Annotated in this window: 17 protein-coding genes; 5 read left to right on the top strand and 12 right to left on the bottom strand. The window is 62.1% G+C overall.

Annotated features, from left to right (window positions below; genetic code table 11):
* Nucleotides 1-1,125: a M24 family metallopeptidase gene (locus AC4CWF_RS22050; RefSeq protein ID WP_491287647.1), complete on the top strand. Its 1,125-nt coding sequence runs from the start codon at nucleotides 1-3 to the stop codon at nucleotides 1,123-1,125.
* Between the two features lie 78 nt (nucleotides 1,126-1,203).
* Here AC4CWF_RS22050 and AC4CWF_RS22045 read toward each other — a convergent pair whose 3' ends face one another.
* On the bottom strand, nucleotides 1,204-1,683 hold the full coding sequence (locus AC4CWF_RS22045) for an Lrp/AsnC ligand binding domain-containing protein (RefSeq protein ID WP_491287646.1): 480 nt from the start codon (nucleotides 1,681-1,683) through the stop codon (nucleotides 1,204-1,206).
* 142 nt (nucleotides 1,684-1,825) lie between these two features.
* On the opposite strand from AC4CWF_RS22045, the gene AC4CWF_RS22040 reads away from it, so the two are divergent.
* On the top strand, nucleotides 1,826-2,839 hold the full coding sequence (locus AC4CWF_RS22040) for a 1-aminocyclopropane-1-carboxylate deaminase (protein ID WP_491287645.1): 1,014 nt from the start codon (nucleotides 1,826-1,828) through the stop codon (nucleotides 2,837-2,839).
* Between the two features lie 81 nt (nucleotides 2,840-2,920).
* Complete coding sequence (locus AC4CWF_RS22035) at nucleotides 2,921-5,305, top strand: thiamine pyrophosphate-binding protein (protein ID WP_491287644.1); 2,385 nt, start codon at nucleotides 2,921-2,923, stop codon at nucleotides 5,303-5,305.
* Between the two features lie 45 nt (nucleotides 5,306-5,350).
* Here the strand turns inward: AC4CWF_RS22035 and AC4CWF_RS22030 are convergent, their stop codons facing one another.
* From AC4CWF_RS22030 to AC4CWF_RS22005, 6 genes are all read right to left on the bottom strand, one after another.
* Entirely contained in the window at nucleotides 5,351-6,850 is a 1,500-nt protein-coding gene (locus AC4CWF_RS22030; RefSeq protein WP_491287642.1) for an amidase, read from the bottom strand.
* Nucleotides 6,851-6,863: 13 nt separating this feature from the next.
* The gene (locus tag AC4CWF_RS22025; protein WP_491287640.1) at nucleotides 6,864-8,237 is read right to left on the bottom strand and encodes a M20 family metallopeptidase; all 1,374 of its coding nucleotides are present in this window, start codon (nucleotides 8,235-8,237) and stop codon (nucleotides 6,864-6,866) included.
* 13 nt (nucleotides 8,238-8,250) lie between these two features.
* Nucleotides 8,251-9,915 (bottom strand): dipeptide ABC transporter ATP-binding protein, encoded by a 1,665-nt coding sequence (locus tag AC4CWF_RS22020; protein WP_491287638.1) that lies wholly within the window; start codon nucleotides 9,913-9,915, stop codon nucleotides 8,251-8,253.
* Nucleotides 9,915-10,814 carry an ABC transporter permease gene (locus tag AC4CWF_RS22015; RefSeq protein ID WP_491287636.1) on the bottom strand — a complete coding sequence of 300 codons (900 nt, stop codon included), beginning with the start codon at nucleotides 10,812-10,814 and terminating at the stop codon, nucleotides 9,915-9,917. Before AC4CWF_RS22015 ends, AC4CWF_RS22020 begins: the two co-directional genes overlap by 1 nt.
* 1 nt (nucleotide 10,815) lies before the next feature.
* A complete protein-coding gene (locus tag AC4CWF_RS22010; RefSeq protein WP_491287635.1) occupies nucleotides 10,816-11,733 on the bottom strand; it encodes an ABC transporter permease in 918 nt (305 codons plus the stop codon).
* Between the two features lie 95 nt (nucleotides 11,734-11,828).
* Nucleotides 11,829-13,343 (bottom strand): ABC transporter substrate-binding protein, encoded by a 1,515-nt coding sequence (locus AC4CWF_RS22005; protein WP_491287633.1) that lies wholly within the window; start codon nucleotides 13,341-13,343, stop codon nucleotides 11,829-11,831.
* Between the two features lie 164 nt (nucleotides 13,344-13,507).
* Between AC4CWF_RS22005 and AC4CWF_RS22000 the strand changes: the two genes are divergently transcribed.
* Nucleotides 13,508-14,155, top strand: coding sequence for a GntR family transcriptional regulator (locus AC4CWF_RS22000; protein ID WP_491287631.1), 648 nt, complete (start codon nucleotides 13,508-13,510; stop codon nucleotides 14,153-14,155).
* Between the two features lie 124 nt (nucleotides 14,156-14,279).
* On the opposite strand, the gene AC4CWF_RS21995 is transcribed toward AC4CWF_RS22000, so the two are convergent.
* Genes AC4CWF_RS21995 through AC4CWF_RS21975 form a run of 5 tightly spaced genes read right to left on the bottom strand, consistent with a single transcriptional unit; the run spans nucleotide 14,280 to nucleotide 20,145 of the window.
* The gene (locus AC4CWF_RS21995) at nucleotides 14,280-15,791 is read right to left on the bottom strand and encodes an ABC transporter substrate-binding protein (protein WP_491287630.1); all 1,512 of its coding nucleotides are present in this window, start codon (nucleotides 15,789-15,791) and stop codon (nucleotides 14,280-14,282) included.
* Nucleotides 15,792-15,810: 19 nt separating this feature from the next.
* Nucleotides 15,811-17,499, bottom strand: coding sequence for a dipeptide ABC transporter ATP-binding protein (locus AC4CWF_RS21990; RefSeq protein WP_491287629.1), 1,689 nt, complete (start codon nucleotides 17,497-17,499; stop codon nucleotides 15,811-15,813).
* Nucleotides 17,496-18,305 (bottom strand): ABC transporter permease, encoded by an 810-nt coding sequence (locus AC4CWF_RS21985; protein ID WP_491287628.1) that lies wholly within the window; start codon nucleotides 18,303-18,305, stop codon nucleotides 17,496-17,498. Before AC4CWF_RS21985 ends, AC4CWF_RS21990 begins: the two co-directional genes overlap by 4 nt.
* A gap of 8 nt (nucleotides 18,306-18,313) precedes the next feature.
* Complete coding sequence (locus tag AC4CWF_RS21980; RefSeq protein ID WP_491287753.1) at nucleotides 18,314-19,252, bottom strand: ABC transporter permease; 939 nt, start codon at nucleotides 19,250-19,252, stop codon at nucleotides 18,314-18,316.
* A 2-nt stretch (nucleotides 19,253-19,254) separates the two neighbouring features.
* Entirely contained in the window at nucleotides 19,255-20,145 is an 891-nt protein-coding gene (locus AC4CWF_RS21975; RefSeq protein WP_491287627.1) for a proline iminopeptidase-family hydrolase, read from the bottom strand.
* A gap of 144 nt (nucleotides 20,146-20,289) precedes the next feature.
* On the opposite strand from AC4CWF_RS21975, the gene AC4CWF_RS21970 reads away from it, so the two are divergent.
* The gene (locus AC4CWF_RS21970; protein WP_491287625.1) at nucleotides 20,290-21,057 is read left to right on the top strand and encodes a helix-turn-helix transcriptional regulator; all 768 of its coding nucleotides are present in this window, start codon (nucleotides 20,290-20,292) and stop codon (nucleotides 21,055-21,057) included.
* The last annotated feature ends 10 nt before the right edge of the window (nucleotides 21,058-21,067 follow it).

The raw sequence follows: 21,067 nt of genomic DNA, 5'->3' as shown, positions 1-21,067 counted from the left end.
ATGTTTTCCCGGGCGGAATTCGATCACCGTGTCGCTCTTGCCCGGGAAGCCATGGCGCGTGCCGGTACGGATCTGCTGCTTATCGACAGCGGGGAACTTCTGGCCTGGCTGACGGGCTATACCGTTTCCGAAACACTTTATCGCGCGGCCTTTCTGCCGCGCGAGGGCCAGGCCTGGTTCTGCCTGCGAGGGCTGGATGAGGCACCTTGCCGTGAAAAGAGCTGGATCACCGATGTCGTCGGGTTTGACGACATGCAGGAGCCGCAGAGCGCTGTTGCGCTAAGTCTTCGCGACCATGGTTTTGGCAGCGCCCGGATCGGCCTCGATACAAATTCCTGCAGCATGAGCGCGGCAAATTTCATGCGCCTCACGCAGCTTCTGCCACAGGCGCAATTTGTGCCGATGCCGGGCCTGAGCGACAGTCTTCGCTGGGTCAAGTCGGCGGCTGAAATCGAGGTGCTGCGTCAGGCGGCAGGGATCGCCGACGCGGCGATGCTTGAAATTGCTGAACGGGCCAGCGAGGGCATGACGACAAGAGAGGCCGCCGCAATCGCGGCCTCTGCCTTCATCCGGGAAGGCGCCGATACCGGCGAGGTCGGTCCGGTGGTGAAGGCCGCCGGCGCGCATGAATTCCTGCATGGCGTGTTCAAGACGGAGACGATCCTGCCAGGCGACATCCTGCATGTGGAGCTTATTCCCCGCGTGGCGAATTACAGCGCAAGGATGATGCGGCCCATCATGGTCGGGACAGTGCCGGAGGAGCTGGCGGCTGTGGCAGAAAAGCTGGTCGCCTTGCAGGACAAGCAGATCGCGGCGATGAAAGCCGGGGCGGTGGCGCTAGATGTCGACGCGGTGATGCGCGACGGTGCGCTTGCCGCGGGGCTGCGCACCCATTACCAGAACGTCACCGCCTACACGCTCGGGCTCTATACCCGAACCCCGCGCAGCAGCGACTTTTCACGCGTTTTCCTGCCTTCTGCGAACTGGGCGTTGGAGGAGGGCATGGTCTTCCACGTCTATACCACAGCCCACGGGCTCGGTTTTAGCGAAACCGTGGTCGTGAGGCCGGATAGCGGTGAACGGCTGACGAAAGCACCACGGCGAATTCTTGCATCCTGTGCTTGACGAATTCCTTGAGGCCGAGCCCCAGCACGCGCGCGCCTGAAGGGCCAGCCTGGCCGCAAGAAGTGATCTGCGGACTCTTCAAAAGTCCAGCGGGCGGTTGTCGACCACTTCCTTCATCACGAAGAAGGTGCGGGTCTGGCGCACGCCCGGCAGTCCGATCAACTGCTGTCCGTGAATGCGGTTGAAATCGGCCATGTCGCCAACCCGGATTTTCAGGAAGTAGTCGAAATCGCCTGCCACCAGATGGCAATCGAGCACGAAGCTGAGACTTGCCGCCGCCGCTTCGAAATCGGCAAAACTTTCGGGCGTGGAGCGGTCGAGAACCACGCCCACCATGACCAGCGCCCCACGATCCACCTTTTGCGGATTGACCAGTGCCCTGACCCCGCTGAGGTAACCCTCGCGGAACAGGCGCTGCGTGCGCCGGTGGCAGGTGGCCGGGCTAACCGCCACCAATTCCGCCAGATCCGCGTTCGAAATGCGCCCGTCCTTCTGCAGCAGCCGCAGGATTTTCATGTCGATCCGATCGATATTTTCGTCGGCGGTGATTTCTTTCATGAAAGCGATCTTTTTTGCTGATGTCTTCCAGATATCTACGATTTCAGGTGTCTATGTGGAAAATGGAGGTCAAACTTAGAGAGGACCTTTCATCCTGTTTCTGCCTAGCATGTTCCCAACCGAAACCCCAGGGGAACATCATATGCTGGAAGAATTCGAACGTTATCCGCTCACCTTCGGCCCGACCCATATCGAGAAGCTGGATCGCCTGACCGACCATCTGGGCGGCAAGGTTGAGCTTTACGCCAAGCGTGACGATTGCAATTCGGGGCTTGCCTATGGCGGTAACAAGCTGCGCAAGCTGGAATACATCATTCCGGATGCCATCAAGTCGAATGCCGATACGCTCGTCTCCATCGGCGGCGTGCAGTCCAACCACACGCGCATGATTGCCGCCGTCGCCGCCAAGATCGGCTTCAAGTGCCGTCTGGTGCAGGAAGCCTGGGTGCCGCACGAAGATGCCGTCTATGACCGCGTCGGCAACATCATGCTGTCACGCATCATGGGCGCCGACGTGCAGATGGTCGATGACGGCTTCGACATCGGCATTCGCAAGAGCTGGGAAGACGCCATCGAGGACGTGAAGGCCAAGGGCGGCAAACCGTATCCGATCCCGGCTGGCGCTTCCGTGCACAAATATGGTGGTCTCGGTTATGTCGGCTTTGCCGAAGAAGTCCGCGCCCAGGAGGCCGAACTCGGCTTCAAGTTCGATTATATCGTGGTCTGCACGGTCACCGGCTCCACCCATGCCGGCATGACCGTGGGCTTTGCCAAGGACGGCCGCGCCCAGCGCGTCATCGGCATCGACGCCTCCTTCACGCCTGCCCAGACCAAGGCGCAGGTGCTGGAAATCGCACGGCGCACCGCCGACCTCGTCAAACTCGGCCGCGAGATCACCGAGGAGGATGTCGTTCTGGTGGAAGACTATGCCTATCCGGTCTACGGCGTTCCCTCGGAAGAAACCAAGGAAGCCATCCGTCTGGTCGCCCGCCTCGAAGGCATGATCACCGATCCGGTTTATGAGGGCAAATCCATGCAGGGCATGATCGATCTGGTGAAGAAGGGCTATTTCCCGGAGGGCTCGAAGGTTCTTTACGCCCATCTCGGCGGTGCGCCGGCCTTGAACGGCTACGGTTATGCCTTCCGCAATGGCTGATACGTGACGAACGGCCGGGCTTGATGCCCGGCCGTTTTGTTTCAAGATCTCAACATGCCTCACCGCCCTGTGGAGCCCGCCATGATCGACCGCCCCCATGCTTTTCTGAAACGCCTGGAGCAGCAGGCTCTCTGGCTTGCCTGCTACACGATCCACAACGCCAACCACCTGCGCGACAAGGACGAGGTGAAGGTGGGCGGACATCAGGCGTCCTCGGCCTCGCTCGTCTCGATCATGACGGCGCTGTATTTCCACACTCTGCGTGCCGAGGACCGCGTGGCCGTCAAGCCGCATGCGGGCCCCGTCTTTCACGCCATTCAATACATCATGGGCAACCAGACCCGCGAGAAGCTCGAGAATTTTCGCGGCCTTGGCGGAGCCCAGTCCTATCCCAGCCGCACCAAGGACATTGATGACGTTGATTTCTCCACCGGCTCTGTGGGCCTCGGTGTCGCCGTCACCGCCTTTGCCGCGATGATCCAGGATTACGTGGCCGCTAAGGCCTGGGGCAAGGCCATTCCGCAGGGGCGAATGATTGCGCTTGCGGGCGATGCCGAACTGGACGAGGGCAATATCTATGAATGCCTGCAGGAGGGTTGGAAGCACGATCTGCGCAACACATGGTGGATCATCGATTACAATCGCCAGAGCCTCGACGGCGTGGTGCGCGAAACGCTGTGGCAGCGGATAGAGAGCATCTTCAAGGCCTTCGGCTGGGATGTGGTGATCCTGAAATATGGCAGCCTGCAGAAGGCAGCCTTTGCCGAACCGGGTGGAGAGGCCTTGCGCGCCTGGATCGATGCCTGCCCGAACCAGCTTTATTCCGCCCTGACCTTTCAGGGTGGTGCCGCCTGGCGCAAGCGCCTGTTGGACGATCTCGGCGACCAGGGGGCGTTCAGCGATCTTCTGGCGCGGCGCAGTGACAGCGAACTTGCCGACCTCATGAACAATCTTGGCGGTCACTGCCTCGAAAGCCTCACCGAAGCCTTCGACCGTATCGATCACGACAGGCCGACCGTGTTCCTGGCCTATACGATCAAGGGTTGGGGCACGCCGCTGGCCGGCCACAAGGACAACCACTCCGGCCTGATGACGAAGGAGCAGATGGCCGAGTTCCAGCAGCGCATGGGCGTTGCCCCGGGCGAGGAATGGGCGCCCCTGTCAATCGCCGGCAATGGGCCGGAGATGCGCAACGTCCTCAAAGACGTGCCGTTTTTCCGAAAAGGTCCGCGCCGTTACCAGGGCAAGCGGATTTCGACGCCCGGCCCGGTCAGGCTGGAGGATCGCCTGCTCTCCACCCAGGCGGGTTTCGGCAAGATCCTCGATGGGCTCGCCAAATCGCGCCATCCGCTCGCCGACCGGATCGTGACCACCGCGCCGGATGTGACCGTCTCCACCAATCTCGGCCCCTGGGTTAACAGTCGCGGCCTGTTCGGCAGGGCGCATCAGGCCGATACCTTCCGGGATGAACGTATTCCCTCGACCCAGAAATGGCATTTTGCGCCAGAGGGACAGCATATCGAACTCGGCATTGCCGAAATGAACCTCTTCCTGCTGCTGGCGGCGGCCGGACTTTCGCATTCGCTGTTTGGCGAGCGCCTGCTGCCGATCGGCACGGTTTACGATCCCTTCATCGCCCGTGGCCTGGATGCGCTGAACTACGCCTGTTACCAGGATGCGCGTTTCATGATCGTCGGCACGCCCTCGGGTGTCACGCTTGCCCCGGAGGGCGGTGCGCACCAATCGATCGGCACGCCGCTGATCGGCATGAGCCAGGATGGGCTGGCCAGTTTCGAGGCCGCCTTTCTGGATGAGCTTTCCACCATCATGGACTGGTCCTTCGATTATATGCAGCGCGATGGCGAAGGCATGCCGGACGAGAAGACCTGGTTGCGCGACGAGACCGGTGGCTCGGTTTATCTGCGACTGACCACACGTCCGCTTGAACAGCCGCATTGGCGCGACAGCGATCGGTTTCGCAGCGACGTGATCTCCGGCGGTTACTGGTTGCGTCCGCCCGGTGCCAATGCAGAGGTGGTGCTGGTCTATCAGGGCTGTATCGCGCCCGAGGTGATCAAGGCAGCCGGCCTGATCGGCGAGGCGAGGCGGGATATCGGTGTTCTCGCCGTCACATCCGCCGACCGGTTGAACGCCGGATGGACCGCCGCACAGCGGGCTCGCGCCCGCGGTCATGCCGGAGCAAAATCCCATGTGGAGCAGTTGATTGGCGACCTGCCGGCGCATTGCACGCTGGTGACCGTGATCGACGGGCATCCGGCAACGCTTGCCTGGCTCGGTGGCGTTGCGGGCCATCGAACCGTGCCGCTTGGGGTGGAGCATTTCGGTCAGACGGGCCGTGTCGCAGATCTCTATCGCCATTTCGGCATCGACACGCAGTCGATCGTCAAGCTGGCCTCGCGCCTCTCCAGCGGCAAGCTGGTGTCGGATCTGCTGCTGTTTCCATAAAGCCGGTTCGCGCGCTGACCACCTTAAGGGCTGCGCGCGCCAAACCTACCAGTTAGGGAAGAAGCCGGGCGAGGCGGCAATCGGCGGGCCTGCGGCAAGCCTGTCGAGATCGACAGATGGCGCGGCAAAATCGGTATCGTCGGCAAGGATCGCCTCGATTTCGGCGGCGACCCTCAGCGTGCCGAGATCGTCGTGACGCCGCCCGACGATCTGCAGGCCGAAGGGCATGCCTGTCTCGTCACGCCCAACGGGAATGGTGATGGAGGGGTGACCGGACAAGGTCGAGGCATAGGCCATGGCGAGCCAGTGGTAATAGCTCTTCGTTGCCACGCCATCGATCTCTGTCGGGTAAAGCTCGTGCCAGTCGCGCGGCGATATCGTGACGGCAGGGGAGAGAATGACGTCGCAGCCTTCAAAGAAAACCTGCCAGTCGCGATAATAACGTCCCTGCGCCGCCATGGCATCATAGATATCCTGCGGGCCGAAGCTCAGGCCCTCCGCCACATTGGCGGTGACGTTGGGACCGACCTTTTCCGGCGCCATCTCAAGGTATTTTCCATGGCCGATGAAGGCGAGGCCGCGCAGCACGGAAAAAATGCGGTCGGCATCATCGCAGAGAGGATGGCGCTCCTCGATCCTGCCGAGATGCGGCAACAGCTGCGCCATCACCCGGCGGAAAGCCCGCCGGACGATACCTTCCGTCGGCGCGAAACCAAAATCCTCGGTGATGGCGATGCGTTGTTCAATGAGGTTCACCCGGCCCGGCGTGGCGAATGCCGATGCATCCCAGGGCGTGTGGCCATCCACCACCGTGGTGAACGGGTCGAGCCGGTCCGGCCGCGCCATGACGGAGAGCATCAGGCCGACATCGGCAACGCTGCGTGCCATGGGGCCGCTTGTCGACAGATGCAGCAGGGACAGCGCCCGTGTGTCGCCGGGCACCACGCCGGGCGAGGGACGAAAACCGACGACACCACAAAACGCTGCGGGATTGCGCAGGCTGCCGCCGGTATCCGATCCCGTGGCAAGCGGTGCCATGCGTGCGGCCAGCAGCGCGGCAGAGCCTCCGGAAGAGCCGGCGGCGCTTTTTGTCGGATCATGCGGATTGCCGGTTGCGCCATAAACCCGGTTGATCGTGTTGCCGCCCGCGCTCCAGTCCGGATTGTTGGTCTTGCCGAGCGGAATGGCCCCGGCCCGACGCATGGCGGCAACGATAGCGTCGTCCTTCGTCGCGATGTTGTCGCGGAAGATCTCCGAGCCGAAGGTGGTCGGCAGGCCGGCCACATCGATCATGTCCTTGACGCCGAAGGGCAGGCCATGCAGCACGCCCAGCCGCTCGCCCTGCATCACCTGCCGTTCCGCCCCCTTCGCGTCGTCAAGAACGCGATCGAAATCCTGCGCGACGACGGCATTGATTGCCGGGTTCAGCCGCTCGATGCGGGTAATACAGGCCTCGGCCAGTTCCACCGGCGACAATTGCCGCCGGGCGATGCGGCGGGCGGCGTCATGGGCTGAGAGATCTGCGGGATGGCTCGCGTCGTGCATGAAAAATCCTCGGCTATTTCAACCGCTGCGCACTTTCTGCAATATCGAGAAAAAGCGCCGTCATGATGCGCATTCCCTCTTCTGCAATCGGCAGCAGCGCGTGTTCGTTCGGACCATGCTGGCCGCATTCGGCATGCGAATGCGGGATCCAGATGGTCGGCAGGCCAAGGATGTCGGTAAAGGCATCATTGGGCAGCGAGCCCGCCAGATTGGGCAGCACATGCGGTGGCTTGCCGCAAGTGCGGGCGATCGACTGCTCGACGAAGCGCACCCACGGGTGATCGGGCGAAAAGCGGGTGGCCTTGAAGGGCTCGCCTTTCGAGGCCCGGACCTCCACCATCTTGTAGCCGTGGGCGTCCAGATGGCGGCGAAGCGCCGGCAGAATTTCGGCCATATCGGTGCCGACGACGAAGCGCAGCTGGCAGGTGGCGCGGGCGGACCCGGAAATGGCGTTCTGCGGTGCCTCGATATTGCCGGCCGAAATGGCAAGCACGGCGAGCGAATTCCAGCCGAAGACACGCTCGGACGGAGTCAGTTCAGCCTCGCCCCAATCGGCATCATGCCGGCGCGGCGGCAGATCCTTCAGCGTTGCCCGGATTTCCGGCGTCAAGCTTGTCGGACGCCATTCCGGTATCTGGATCTGGCCGCGACGATCGACAATGCAGGCGATGGCATGCGAAAGAAGGATGATCGGATCTGCCAGCAGGCCGCCGAAATTGCCGGAATGGTGGTCACCGTCGCGCAGGTTCACCACCAGATCAAAAGACAGGCCGCCGCGCGAGCCCATGAACATGGTCGGCGTATCCACCGCAAGGCGCGGCCCGTCGGAGGCAATCAGTACATCCGCCGAAAGCGCCTGTTTCTTTGCCTCAAAGAACTCGCGCAGGCCGAACGAGCCCGTCTCCTCGGCCATCTCGATGATGATCTTGGCGTTGAAGCCGAGATGCCCCTTGGCCCGGATCACCTGCTGAAGTGCCTTGATGTTGATGAGATGCTGGATCTTGTTGTCGGCGGTGCCGCGTCCGAAGAGCCTGTCACCCTCGACCGTCAGCACGAAGGGATCAAGCCCCTCGCGCCAGCGATGCGCCTCGCCATTGCAGACATCGCCGTGACCATAGATCAGCACGGTCGGCAGGGCTTCATTTTCGATGCGCGTGCCGATTAGCAGCGGCGCGCCGCCGGGCCGCGGATTGTCGAAGATCGCGCAGGAAAAGCCGATCGCCTCCAGCATCGGCTGCATCTCCGCCTCAAGATAGGCAAAGAGATCCTCCGGCCGACCCTCCGATTGGCTGACGGAGCGATGTGCGACCAGCCGCGCCAGATCGGTTGCAAGCCCACCACCCGTCACATAGGCCGAGGCCCCCTCCAGTATCGTCTGCCGTTCCATGTTTCCTGCCACCTTATGCCATGATCTTGTCTTGTGCGGCGGAAAGCGCTGCCATGTCGGGCGCCTCCCAGCCATTACCGGGCATCGCTGCCAGGAGATGTTTTGTGTAATCGCGCTGTGGATTGCCGAAGACCGCATCGACGCTACCATATTCCACCGCCTGGCCTTTCTGCATGACAAGGATATGATCAGAAATCTCGGCTGCGACCCGCAGGTCATGCGTGATGAATATCATCGTCAGGCCGACACTGCGCTTGATGTCGTCGAGCAGTTTCAGCACATCCTTCTGCACCGAGACATCGAGCGCCGACACCGCTTCGTCGGCAATCAGGATCTTTGGCTCCACCATCAGCGCGCGGGCAATCGAGATCCGCTGACGCTGCCCGCCGGAGAACTGCGAGGGATAACGATCGAGCGCATCCTCTTCCAACCGCACGATCTTCAGCAATTCGCGCGCCTTCTTCAGCGCCTCGGCTTTCGAGACGCCGAAATTCAGCGGCCCCTCGATCAACAGGTCGCCGATCCGACGGCGCGGATTGAGCGAGCCATAGGGATCCTGAAAAACGATCTGGATATGCTTGCGAAAGGCGCGACGGCTTGCTGCGGTATTGGTTTGCAGTCGTTCATTGCCAATCCACACGCTGCCCTCATCCGGCTCGACAAGCCCCATGAGGCAGCGCACCAGCGTCGATTTGCCCGATCCGGATTCGCCGACGATGCCAAGTGTCTGGCCCTCCAGAATGGTGAAATCGATTGGGCGAACGGCATGTACGGTGCGGGCAGGCTTGAACAGGGTGCGCGGGCTGATGAATGTTTTTTCGATGCCAGCCACGCGGAGGCCGATGGGCTTGTCCTGCTCGGGCGCCCCCTTGGCAACGTGGCGGCGCGGCACGGCATCGATGAGCTTGCGGGTATAGGCGTGACGGGGGTTGTTCAGCACCTCATCCACGCTTCCCTGCTCAACGACCACACCCTTCTGCATCACCACAACACGATCGGCGATTTCCGCCACGACATCAAAATCATGCGTGACGAACAGAATGCCGGCATTGCGGCTTTCCTTCAACTCCTTGAACATGTCGAGGATCTGCGCCTGGGTGGTCACATCGAGCGCTGTGGTCGGCTCGTCGGCAATCAACAGGCGCGGCTCCATGGCAAGTGCCATGGCAATGACGATACGCTGTCTTTGGCCGCCGGACAGTTGGTGCGGATAGGCATGGAAAAGCCGCTCCGGCTCGGGCAATCGCACTTCGGCAAGGAGCGCCAGCGTCTTCTGCCGCCGCTCGGCACGCGTCAAGTTGGTGTGGGCGGCAAACACTTCCTCGATCTGATCGCCCACTGTGTAACACGGGTTGAGCGCGCTCATGGGCTCCTGGAAGATCATGCCCATCCGCTTGCCGCGCAGGGCCGCATGCTCCTTCGCCGACATCGACAGGACATCGCGACCATCAAACCAGATCTGGCCGCCCGACGGCGTCAGCGCCTTTGGCAGAAGCCCCATGGCGGCAAAGGAGGTGATGGACTTGCCGGAGCCGGATTCGCCGACGATGCACAGGATCTCCTTTTCGCGAATATCGAGCGAAAGATTGCTGACGGCATGCGGACGGTCGCCCCCCTTCGGCAGGTCGATGGTGAGGTTGCGGATGGACAGCACCGATGTTGGATCATGCTCAGTCATCAGTTGCGTCCCTCCGGAGCCGTGATGTCGCGTATGCCGTCGCCCAACACATTGATGGCCAGAAGCAGAATGAAAAGCGCAATGCCGGGAACGGTGATCAGCCAGCTTTCAAACAGCAGCATTTCCTTGCCTTCCGAAATCATCAGCCCCCAGGAGGGCGTCGGCGGCTGTACGCCAAGCCCCAGGAAGGAGAGCGCTGCTTCCAGAATGATGGCATGCGCCATTTCCAATGTGGTGATGACGATCAGCGCATTCATCACATTGGGCAAAACATCCTTCCAGAGAATGCGGGGCAGGCTGGCGCCCAGCACTTCGGCGGCAGCGATATAGTCCATCTGGCGCACCTGCATGGTCGCGCTGCGCATCACCACGGCAAACCGGTCCCAGAGCAGAAAGCCGAGCACCAGCACGACGACGCTCAGCGAACCGCCGAACAGGGCAACCACTGCCAGCGCCACCAGCGTGGCCGGCAGCGCCAGACGCACGGAAACGATGAACATCACCGCCGCATCCACCTTGCCGCCGAAATAACCGCCGAGAATGCCGAGCGTGGTGCCGATGACCGCCGAGATCATGGCGGCCACGAAACCGATCATCAGCGATACGCGGGCGCCGTAGAGCATCCGCGACAGGTAATCGCGGCCGAGAGCATCGGTGCCCAGAATGTGCTTCCAGTCGCCGCCCAGGAAGACAGGCCGCGCCATGCGGGCCAGCAGATCCTGCTTGTAGGGATCATGCGGGGCAAGAAAGGGGGCAAAGACGGCAACCAGCGTGATGAAACCGACGACGACGAGGCCGAACAGGAAACCGCGATGACGCAGCGCCTTTCGTGTGAGAAGACGGGTGGGCGAGGGAGGGGCAGTGATTGTCGCTGCCTCTGTCATGGGAATATCGCTCATGTCAGCCACTCCTCAGGCGCGGGTCCAGCCAGGCATTCAGGATATCGGCCAGAAGGGTGAACCCGATGTAGAACATCGAGAAGATCAGGATCAGCGCCTGCATGGTGGGCAGATCGTTGCGCGAGATGGATTCCCAAGCGAGGAAGCCTGCGCCATGCAGGGCAAAGATGGTTTCCACCACCACAGACCCGCCAAACATGAAGCCGAGCTGTACGGCGGCCAGGCTGACGACGGGAATGATGGCGTTGCGCAGGGCATGCTTGAAGAGGATGGAGCGCCAGTTCAAACCCTTGGCGCGGGCAGTGCGGATGTAATCTGCCGACAGCACGTCCAGCATGCCGGCCCGCGTGAGGCGCATGATGGCGGGTGTGGCATAATAGCCGAGCACGATCATCGGCAGGATATAGCCGGTCCAGTGCCGTGTGCCCGATGCCGGAACCAGACCCAGATTTACCGAAAAGATGACGATGAGGATGAGACCGAACCAGAAGCTGGGAATGGCCTGGCCGACGACGGCAATGCCGAGCGCCAGCCGATCCAGCCAGCTGTTGGGAAAGGCGGCCGCCAGAACCCCCATCGGGATGGCCAGCACCAGGGCAAAGCCCATGCCGAGCGCGCCGATCGTCATGGTGACCGGCAGGCGCGCCGCCACCATGTCGGAGACCGGCGTCTTGAAATAATAGCTCATGCCGAAATCGCCGGAGAGCGCCCGCAGGAGCCACTCGAAATACTGTGCCAGCAAAGGCCTGTTGAAGCCGTATTGCTCACGCACGGCGGCGATGACCTCGGCCGTGGCGCCTTCGCCGGCGATCGAAACGGCCGGATCGCCGGCCATGTAGAGCAGGATGAAGCTGATGAAGGACACGGTCAGCGCCACAAGCACAGCCAGTCCCAGCTTCATCGAAATGAACTTCAGCATCCGTCACCTCATGCGACCGGCCCTTGGGGGCGGCAGGTTTGCCTGTGCAGGAGGCTGCCCGACCGTGGAAGAGGCCGGGCAGCGGCAGACTTGGTCTATTTCCAGCTGATGTCGTAGAAGCGGATGAGTTCGTCCGGCGTCGGGGTGAAGCTGACATCGGCGCCCATGACGTAATTGCTCGAATAGATCCACAGCGGAACCCAGTAGGCCTTGTCCGCAATGGTCGTCAGGGCCTTGGTATAGGCTGACTTGCGCTCATCCAGCGCCACGGAACTGTCGCCTTTTTCCAGAAGGGCGGCGACGTCAGGGTCGCGTGCATCGTCTTCGCCGCCCATGCGGAAGAAGGCGCTGGTGATCGCCGAGACATCCGCGATGGAATTGGAGCCCCACGTCATGAAGGAGATCGGCGTGCCTTCCTTGATGCGCTTTTCGCGCAGCGCGGAATATTGCATGTAGTTCAGCTTGGCGGTGATGCCGACTTCGGCCAGCATGCCGATCATGGCTTCGGCCAGCGGCCGGTCGCGATAGGCATAAAAATCCATGGCAAAACCCTGCGGATAACCGGCTTCCGCCAGCAGTGCCTTGGCCTTTTCCGGATCATAGGCATAGGTGGTGACCGCCTGTTCGCAGCCGAACTGCACCGGCGAGCAGGCGCTGTTGATCACGGCGGATGTGCCCTTCATCAGCGCATCGACAATGCCCTGCCGGTTGATCGCGTGGTTGACCGCCTGGCGAACCTTCAGATCCGTCATCGGGTTCTCGGCGCCCGACCGCCCTGCGGCGTCAAGGCTGAGATAACCGACGCGCATGGTGGGCGCATTGATGACCTGGAACTTGCCCATCTTCGCCATCTTGTCCGCCTGGTCGGCTGGCACGCCCCAGACAAGATCGATATCGCCGTTGAACAGTTCTGCCATCTGGGTGTTGGCGTCCGGCACGGTGCGGATGTCGACGGTTCCGATCGCCGCCTTCGGCTTGGCGGCGGCGAAATAGGCATCGTTGCGCTTCAGCACGAAATGCTTGCCGGGCTCGACGCTGTCCATACGGTAAGGACCGGTGCCGATCGGCTTTAAAGCGACGCCCTGCTGGCCCACCTTGGCGTAATACTCGTTGGGCTGGATGATGATCGGGCCGGCGAGATATTCGAGCGCTGCCGGGAAGGGCCCGTTGGTGTGGATGCGAACCTTGAAGGCGTCGACCTTCTCGGCCGACTTGATCCAGTTCGTATTGGCCTGGGACTTGGTGCCGTTCTTCGGATCGATCACATAGTTCAGGGTGAAGACCACATCATCGGCATCAAACGGCTCGCCATTGTGGAACGTCACCCCCTGGCGCAGCGTCAGCTCCAGCGTCGTGTCGTCGATCCAGGTCCAGCCGGTGGCGAGATTGCCGACATAGTCGCCGGTCTTCGGGTCGCGGTAAAGCAACGCGTCCCAGACGGCGCCGCCGAGCAGAATGCCCTCTCGTGCCGTGTTGTAATAGGGATCCACATGCTCCAGTTCCTTGGAAAAGGCGATGTTCAACGTGTCATCGGCTTTTCCGGCAAGAGCAGTCGACGAGAATAGGCAAACGGGCAGCAGCACCGCTGCCACGGCATTGATCAGTCTCATATCGTTCCCCTTTGCACGTTTGTTGTGCATTTTTATGAACTGCCGTCAGTATAGACGCGTCGTGAAGATTGTACACAATTTTTTCCGTTTGAACGCAAATTGGCTTCACGCTAATGAAATGGTCGAGGATCGGGTCAGCGCCCGGAATCTCCCGGGGAAACATCGTGTCGCGACCGAAAACAGCCACTGCCGACCTGATCTATGAACGTCTTGAAGGCCTGGTGGCGGAGGGGCGCTTTGGCGATGGCGAACGGCTGGACGAGGTGCGGCTGGCGGCAGAGTTCGGCGTGTCGCGCACACCGCTCAGGGAAGCCCTGCGCCTGCTGGCCAATGCCGGGCTTGCCGAATTCATTCCGAACCGCGGCACCTTTGTGCGCCAGCCCGATTTCACGCGGCTGGTCGAAATGTTCGAGGTGATGGCGGAACTGGAAGCGTGGTGTGCAAGGCTTGCGGCGCACAGGATCACGTCGGCGGAACTGCTGTTGCTGCGCCAGGCCGCCAGCCTGTGTGAAAGGGCGCTAGGGCAGAAGGATTATCATCGCTACTACGATGAAAATGCCGCGTTTCACGGCATCATCTACGATGCGGCCGGCAATGCGTTCCTGGCGGAAGAGACCCGCAGCATGCAGAGACGGCTTCGCCCTTTCCGGCAGGCGCAACTGTTTGCCGTCGACCGGCTCGCTCGCTCAATGGAGGAGCACAGGCAGATCCTCGCTGCACTGGAGGCGCGGGATGCACCGAAGGCCGAGGATCTGGCGCGTGCCCACCTGCGCATCCAGAGCGTTGTCTACCAGCAGCTGCGCAGCTGGTGATACCGGTCCTTGGCGCCTGAAGGCGTTGCGTTGCGGTGGGTCGATTGATTGTTCCGGAGGCTTTCCCCCGGATCAGGCGCCGGCGAACCTCGGCAATGCCAAGATGCGCCGGCAGCCTCGCGCCTCAGTTCTTCACGGTGTCTTCCAGGAAGAAGCGACCGAGCGGGTTCTGGTAGAAATTGGTAACGTTCTTGCGCATCACATTGATGTAGGGGCTGTAGAACAGATCGATCCAGTTGACGTCGGCCTTGGCCATCTTCTGCAGGTCGACATACATTGCCTCGCGCTTGACGGGATCCGTCTCCAGACGGGCGGCGGCCACCAGTTCCTTGACCTTCTCATTCTTGTAGCGGGTCAAATAGTTCAAGTTGGAGTCGTCACCCAGCACGAAGGTCGTCTTCTGGTCCGGGTCGAGAATATCATTCGTCCAGTAGGCCAGGGAGATGTCGTAGTCGCCAGCGACAAGCATGTCCCAACTCTGGCTCGGATCGACCTTCTGCAGCTTGGCCGTCACGCCCGCCTTTGCCAGTTGCTGCTGGATCAGCACGGCGATCTGCTCGTCCGTCTCCTTGCCGGCATTAACGATGTAATTCAGCGTCAGCCCTTCGGCGCCGGCCGCCTTCAGCATCTGTTTCGCCTTTTCCGGATCATAGGGGCGCTGCAGGTTGTCGGCATAGTGGTAGAGAGCGCCCTTTGGAATATAGGAATTGGCGACTTCACCGAGGCCGAAAGTGGCAGCCTCCACGATTGCCTTCTTGTCGATGGCGAGATCGAGTGCTTCGCGCACCGCCTTCTTGGCGAGCGCGCCGTGCGCATGGTTGATCAGCATGTGGTCCTCGCGCGTCGAAGGATCCATCCCCACCGTCAGATCAGGGTTGCTCTTCATTTCGGCGACGCGCGAGAAAGGCACCGTGATCGCCACGTCAATCTGGCCGGCCTGAACGTTGAGCATGCGCGTGTTGTCGTCGGGGATCACGATCCATTCCACGCCATCGAGGCTGACATGGCCGGCATCCCAGTAGGTAGGGTTCTTCTTGAGGATGATGCGATCGCCGCGCCGCCATTCGGCGACGGTGAAGGCACCGGAGCCGACCGGCTTTTCGGCAAAGGCATCGGGATCGGCCTCGACCACCTTCTTCGGCAGTACCGAGGCATTCGGCAGCGCCATCATGGAGATGAAGGGAACCGACTTGCTCTTCAGCTTGACGACGAGCGTCCTGTCATCGGCGGCGGTCGCGGTGTCGATGATCTTGAAACTGTCGGACCAGAGCGAGCCCTTGTCATCGCGGATGCGGGTGAGCGAAAAGGCGGCATCGCCAGCCGTTACCGGGCTGCCGTCGGAGAATTTCGCATCGCGCAGCTTGAACGTATAGGTCAGGCCGTCGTCGGAAACCGTCCAGCTTTCGGCAAGGCCCGGCACCAGCTTGGTGCCCTTGGCATCGACGCGCACCAGCACGTCGAAGACGTTGGAGAAGACCCAGTTGTCGACATTCTGCGCCGACTTGATCGGATCGAAAGTGGTGGAATCCTCGTTGCGGCCGATGGTCAGCACGCCCGCTGCATCCGCATAGGAGGCCGAAAGAGACAGGACGGCGGCAAAGGCGACGGTTATGGCTTTTGTCATCTTGAACTTCATGTGAGCGATCCTCTGGTGGTTATTGTGGGGTGGAACGTCCTGAAAGCGGCCGGTCGGGGTCGATATCGGGAATGGCGTCGATGAGGGCGGCGGTATAAGCCTCGCGCGGATGGGCGAAGACATCGTCGGACAGGCCTTCTTCGACGATGCGGCCGTGATGCATGACGATGACGCGACGGCAGAGCGAGCGCACCACCGGCAGGTCATGGGCGATGAACACCAGTGTCAGGTCCATGGTCGCGACCAGCTTGCGAAAGAGCGCGACGATCTGCGCCTGGATGGTGACATCAAGGGCTGCAATACATTCGTCGGCGACGATGACGCGCGGATCGATGGCGAGCGCCCGGGCAATGCCGGCGCGCTGGCACTGGCCGCCGCTCATCGTGCGCGGCTTGCGGCTGGCAAAGCTGCGGTCAAGCTCCACGAGATCGAGAAGCTCGCCCACCCGCTCCGGTATCTGCTCCGCCGGGATCTTCTTCTGGACGCGGAGCACCTCGGCAAGCGTCTCGCCGATCGTCATGCGCGGGTTCAGCGAATTATAAGGATCCTGAAACACCATGGCCGCCTGGCTGCGCAGGGCGCGTAGCGCCTGCGTGCGCTGCAGGCGAAGGCTTGTGCCGTCAAAGCTCACATGGCCTGATGTGGCCGGTGTGAGGCCAAGCATGGCGCGGGCAAGCGTTGACTTGCCCGATCCGCTTTCACCGACGATGCCGACCGTCTCGCCCGGCCAGATCTGCAGCGACACGCCGTCCACGGCACTGACGCTGCGGCGCCTGGACAAGAGGCCGCCGCCGGCCGCAAAGCGCACGGACAGGTCATCGATCTCGATCAGCGGCGTGCCGGCCGCCTGCCGAGCCTCAGCCGAATGCGCAATCGCAATACCGGCCTCCGGTTCTGCCGGCATGGAGGGGTGGCTCGCAATCAGCGTACGTGTGTAGTCGGCCTGCGGCGCCTTCAGGATCTGCCGTTTGGCGCCGGTCTCGACGATGCGGCCGTGGCGCATCACGGCAATGCGGTCGCAGGTCTGGGCAACGACGCCAAGATCATGCGTGACGAGAATGATGGAAAGGCCGCGTCTGGCCCTCAGATCCAGCAGAAGATGCAGGATCTGGGCTTGAATGGTGACATCGAGCGCTGTCGTCGGCTCGTCGGCAATCAGGATTTCCGGATTGCAGGCGAGTGCGATGGCGATCATGGCGCGCTGGCGCATGCCGCCGGAAAATTCATGCGCATGGCTGGCAAACTGGCGCGGCGGATCGGTGAAACCGACCTGATCCATGATGTCGAGCGCAAGCGATTTCGCCGCCTCGCGGGAAAGCGCATGGTGGAAACGGATGCCTTCGACGATCTGGTCGCCGATCCGCATCACCGGGTCGAGGTGGCTGGTCGGATTCTGGAAGATCATGCCGATGCGCGCGCCACGGATCGCCTGCAGCGCCCTTTCGTCGGCTCCGGCGATCTCCTGGCCATCGAGCAGGATCGACCCGCCGGTGCGGCGAAGAGTGATGGACGGCATCAGCCCGACCAGCGTGCGGCAGAGCAGGCTTTTGCCCGAACCGCTTTCGCCGACAAGCCCCAGCACCTCGCCTCGGCCGATTTCGATGGAGACGCGGTCGAGCAGGGTGCGCGCCCCCTCCGGGGCGTCGACGGTGACCGAGAGATCGCGCACGGCAAGAAGCGGGGTCTCCGACAGCATGTTGGTCGTCATCCGTTCACTCCCAGCCGTTCGGCAAGGCCATCGCCGATGAGGGAAAAGCCGAAGGCGAGCACGACGATCGACAGGCCCGGAAACAGCGTGATCCACCAGGCCTGCGTGACAAAACTTTGGCCTTCCGCCACCATCACGCCCCATTCGGCGGTCGGCGGCTGCACGCCGAGGCCGAGATAGCTGATCGCTGCCCCCGACAGGAGCACGAGCACCACATCCGACATGGAAAAGACGATCGAGCCCGCAACCGCATTGGGCAGCAGATGGCGAAAGAGGATGCGCGCCCTGGAAAAACCGAGGCTTTCGGCGGCCATCGCATAGTCGCTGTTCTTCAAGACCAGGATCTGCGCCCGGATCAGCCGCGCATAGGACACCCAGCCGACCAGCGCCATGGCGATGTAGAAGCTGGAGAGCCCCGGGCCGAGGATGGCAATGATCGACAGCATCAGAACCAGGAAGGGAAAGGCAAGGATCACATCGATCAGCCGCATCAGCACGGCATCGACGATGCCGCCAAGAAAGCCCGATATGGCGCCGACCACGGTGCCGATCGCAAAGGGAAAGGCAACCCCAATCAGCGCCATCTGCAGGTCGATGCGGGTCGAATGGATGACCCGGGAGAGGATGTCGCGGCCGAAATTGTCGGTGCCGAAGGGATGCAGGAGGCTCGGGCTTTTCAGCCGCGCCGCCGCATCCTGGAAGATCGGATCATAGGGCGCGACGAGCGGCGCAAACACGGCCATCAGCACGAAGACCGCGAGAATGGAAAGCCCGGCTGTCAGTGTCGCCTTGCGTCTCGAGATCATCGCGCCGCTCACAGCTTCACCCGCGGGTCTGCGGCAACAGTGGCAATGTCGGCCAGGAAATTGACGAAGACGGTGGCGCAGGCAAACACCATCGCCACGCCCTGCACCACCATGTAATCGCGCGAGAAGATGGCGCGCACAAGCAACTGCCCCATGCCGGGGAGCGCAAAGACGCTTTCCACCACCACCGTTCCGCCGATCAGCCAGCCGATGTTGACGGCAAGGAGATTGATCGTCGGCACAACGGCGTTCGGCACGACATGGCGCCAGAAGACTATGCTTTCCGGCATGCCGCGGGCGCGGGCGGCGGTTGCCACATCCGATTTCAGCCACTCGATCATCGCCGCGCGCAGTGACCGTAACAGGACGGTGGACAGCGAAAGCGCGATGGTCAGCGATGGCAGGATGAGATGGATGAGCTTGTCGGAGAGCGTATTTCCGTAACCGGACACCGGCAGCAGCGGCAGGCTGATGGAAAACAGCAGGATCAGCATCAGCGCCAGCCAGAAGGAGGGAAAGCCGATGCCGAAGGTCGAGACAAGACGCACGGCATGATCGATGACGCGGCCCTCGTTGCGCGCAGCAATCGCGGCCAGCGGAACGGCAATCGCAACGGAGAGCAGGACCGAGGAGAAGACAAGCGCCAGCGTCGGCTCGATGCGGGTCGAGATCAGTTTCAGCACGTCGATCCTGAAGGTGATCGACCGGCCCATTTCGCCATGCAGCAGGTTCTGCACGAAGTAGAAATATTGCTGCCAGATCGGCTGGTCGAGACCGAACTGGGCGCGGATATTGGCAATCGCCTCCGGCGTTGCCTTGGTGCCGAGCAGCACGCGGGCCGGATCGCCGGGGATCAGGCGCACGAGCACAAACGTGATGATGCTGACGCCGAGGATGACCGGCAGAAACTGCAGCGGCCTTGTGAGGATGAAACGATAGCGGTGCAGCATCAGCGCGACACGTCCTTCAGGAAGGAGAGGAGCGGCGGGTAATAGCCCCCAGGGTTTTCGTAGAAGGGCATGTGGCTGGCATTGCGCACCACATTGATCCGCGCGCCGTCGGGCAGGGCGTTCTTCATGCGCAGCGCGCAGGCCGGTGTCAGTTCGTCATGCTCGCCCACCACGATCAGAACCGGTGCCTTGATCTTCGGCAGGTCCGGAATGCGGTTCCAGTCCTTCAGATTGCCGGTGTAGAGGAATTCGTTCGGCCCCTGCATGGTCATGTAAGGCGCCATGTTCCAGTCGCCGAGCGAGCGGCGAACCGGGGCCGGCCATTCCGGCAGCCGGCAGACATGGCGGTAGTTCAGAAGCGTGATAGCCGCCAGATATTCGGGGTGATCATAGGTGCCGGCCGCCTCATGCGCCTGCATCATCGCCACCGTCTCGGGGCCAAGTGCTGCCCGCAGGCGCTCCAGTTCGCCGGTGAGATGCGGCATGTCGGCAACGGTATCGGCGAGGATGAGGCTCTTGATCGCATCCGGATGCGCCAGCGCGTAATCGATGGCAAGCCAGCCGCCCCAGGAATGGCCGAGCAGATGCACCGGGCCGAGCCCCAGCGCCTGGCGCACCGCTTCCGTCTCGGTGACGTAACGTTCGATCGTCCAGAGGCTTGCATCGTCCGGCCGGTCGGAGGCGCCGGTGCCAAGCTGGTCGAAGGCAACTACACGGAAACCCTGCTCTGCCAGACAGAAATGTGCCTCGCGCAGGTAATCGCAAGGCAGACCCGGTCCGCCATTCAGGCAGAGCAGAGTTTCCGGTCCGGCGCCGAAGACATAGGCAACGACGCGGAACCCCTGGATCGTCAGCTCATGCCTCTCGTCCGGTTCGATCTCGCGCCACATGGTTCGCCCTGCTCCTGCACAACATTTATGCAGGCTTATTTCTAAAGCAAATGAGGCTCTACACCAGCTATCAGAAGTGATAGGGTGAACATCCTTGGAAGAATGTCCAGGTATGAGCCCGGCTGAGGGCGACGAGAGGTATGTATGGACACGATCGGCATCGAAGAGCGGTTTGCGGCGGCGCCAAGCCTGTCCGGCCAGACCGACGAATTGTTCCTCGCCATGCAGGACTATGGCTTCGACACGCTGATCTATGACTATACGCCGGGCCGCTACGATCTGAGCGGCGAGCTGATGATCCCGACGGTGCTGGAACTGCGCAATGTCGATGAGGCCATGCGCGACTACTGGTTCTGCCGCGGCTATTTCCGGCACGATCCCGTGCAGCACGCGGCGCTTGGCACGAGCGCGCCCTTCTTCTGGAACTATGACCCGAAGGCGCAGACACTCATCCATGCCTTCATGAACGAGGCATCGGCGCCCGTGGCGGAATTCCTGTGGGAGCGCGGCCTGACGGCGGGTGTGACCGTGCCGATCCATCTGCCGGGTGGAGATTACGCAACCGTCACCGGCATTCGCGCCGGAGACCCTGTGCGGCTGGAGCGCGACGTGCGGCTGTGTCTTGGCGATTTCAGCCTGATCGCGCATCTCTTCCAGCGCGCGGCAGCGCTTCGCATTGCCGGTGAGCAGACGCTGACCGGCTTGCCGCACCTCACCATGCGAGAACGCGAGTGCCTGCGCCATTCGGCGCAGGGCCTGTCCGCCAAGGAGATCTCGCGGGTCATCAACCGTTCGGTGCCAACCGTCGTGATGCATCTGAATGCCGCGACCCGCAAGCTCGGTGCCCGCAATCGCACGCAGGCCGTTGCCCGGGCCGCACATCTGCGCCTGTTCGACCAGCCGCGCGGCTGATCATCCCGCA

The organism is Neorhizobium sp. PAMB6630 (assembly GCF_058242775.1).
Note: the sequence above shows the minus strand (reverse complement) of the source record. Positions and strands in the feature narration are given on the sequence as shown.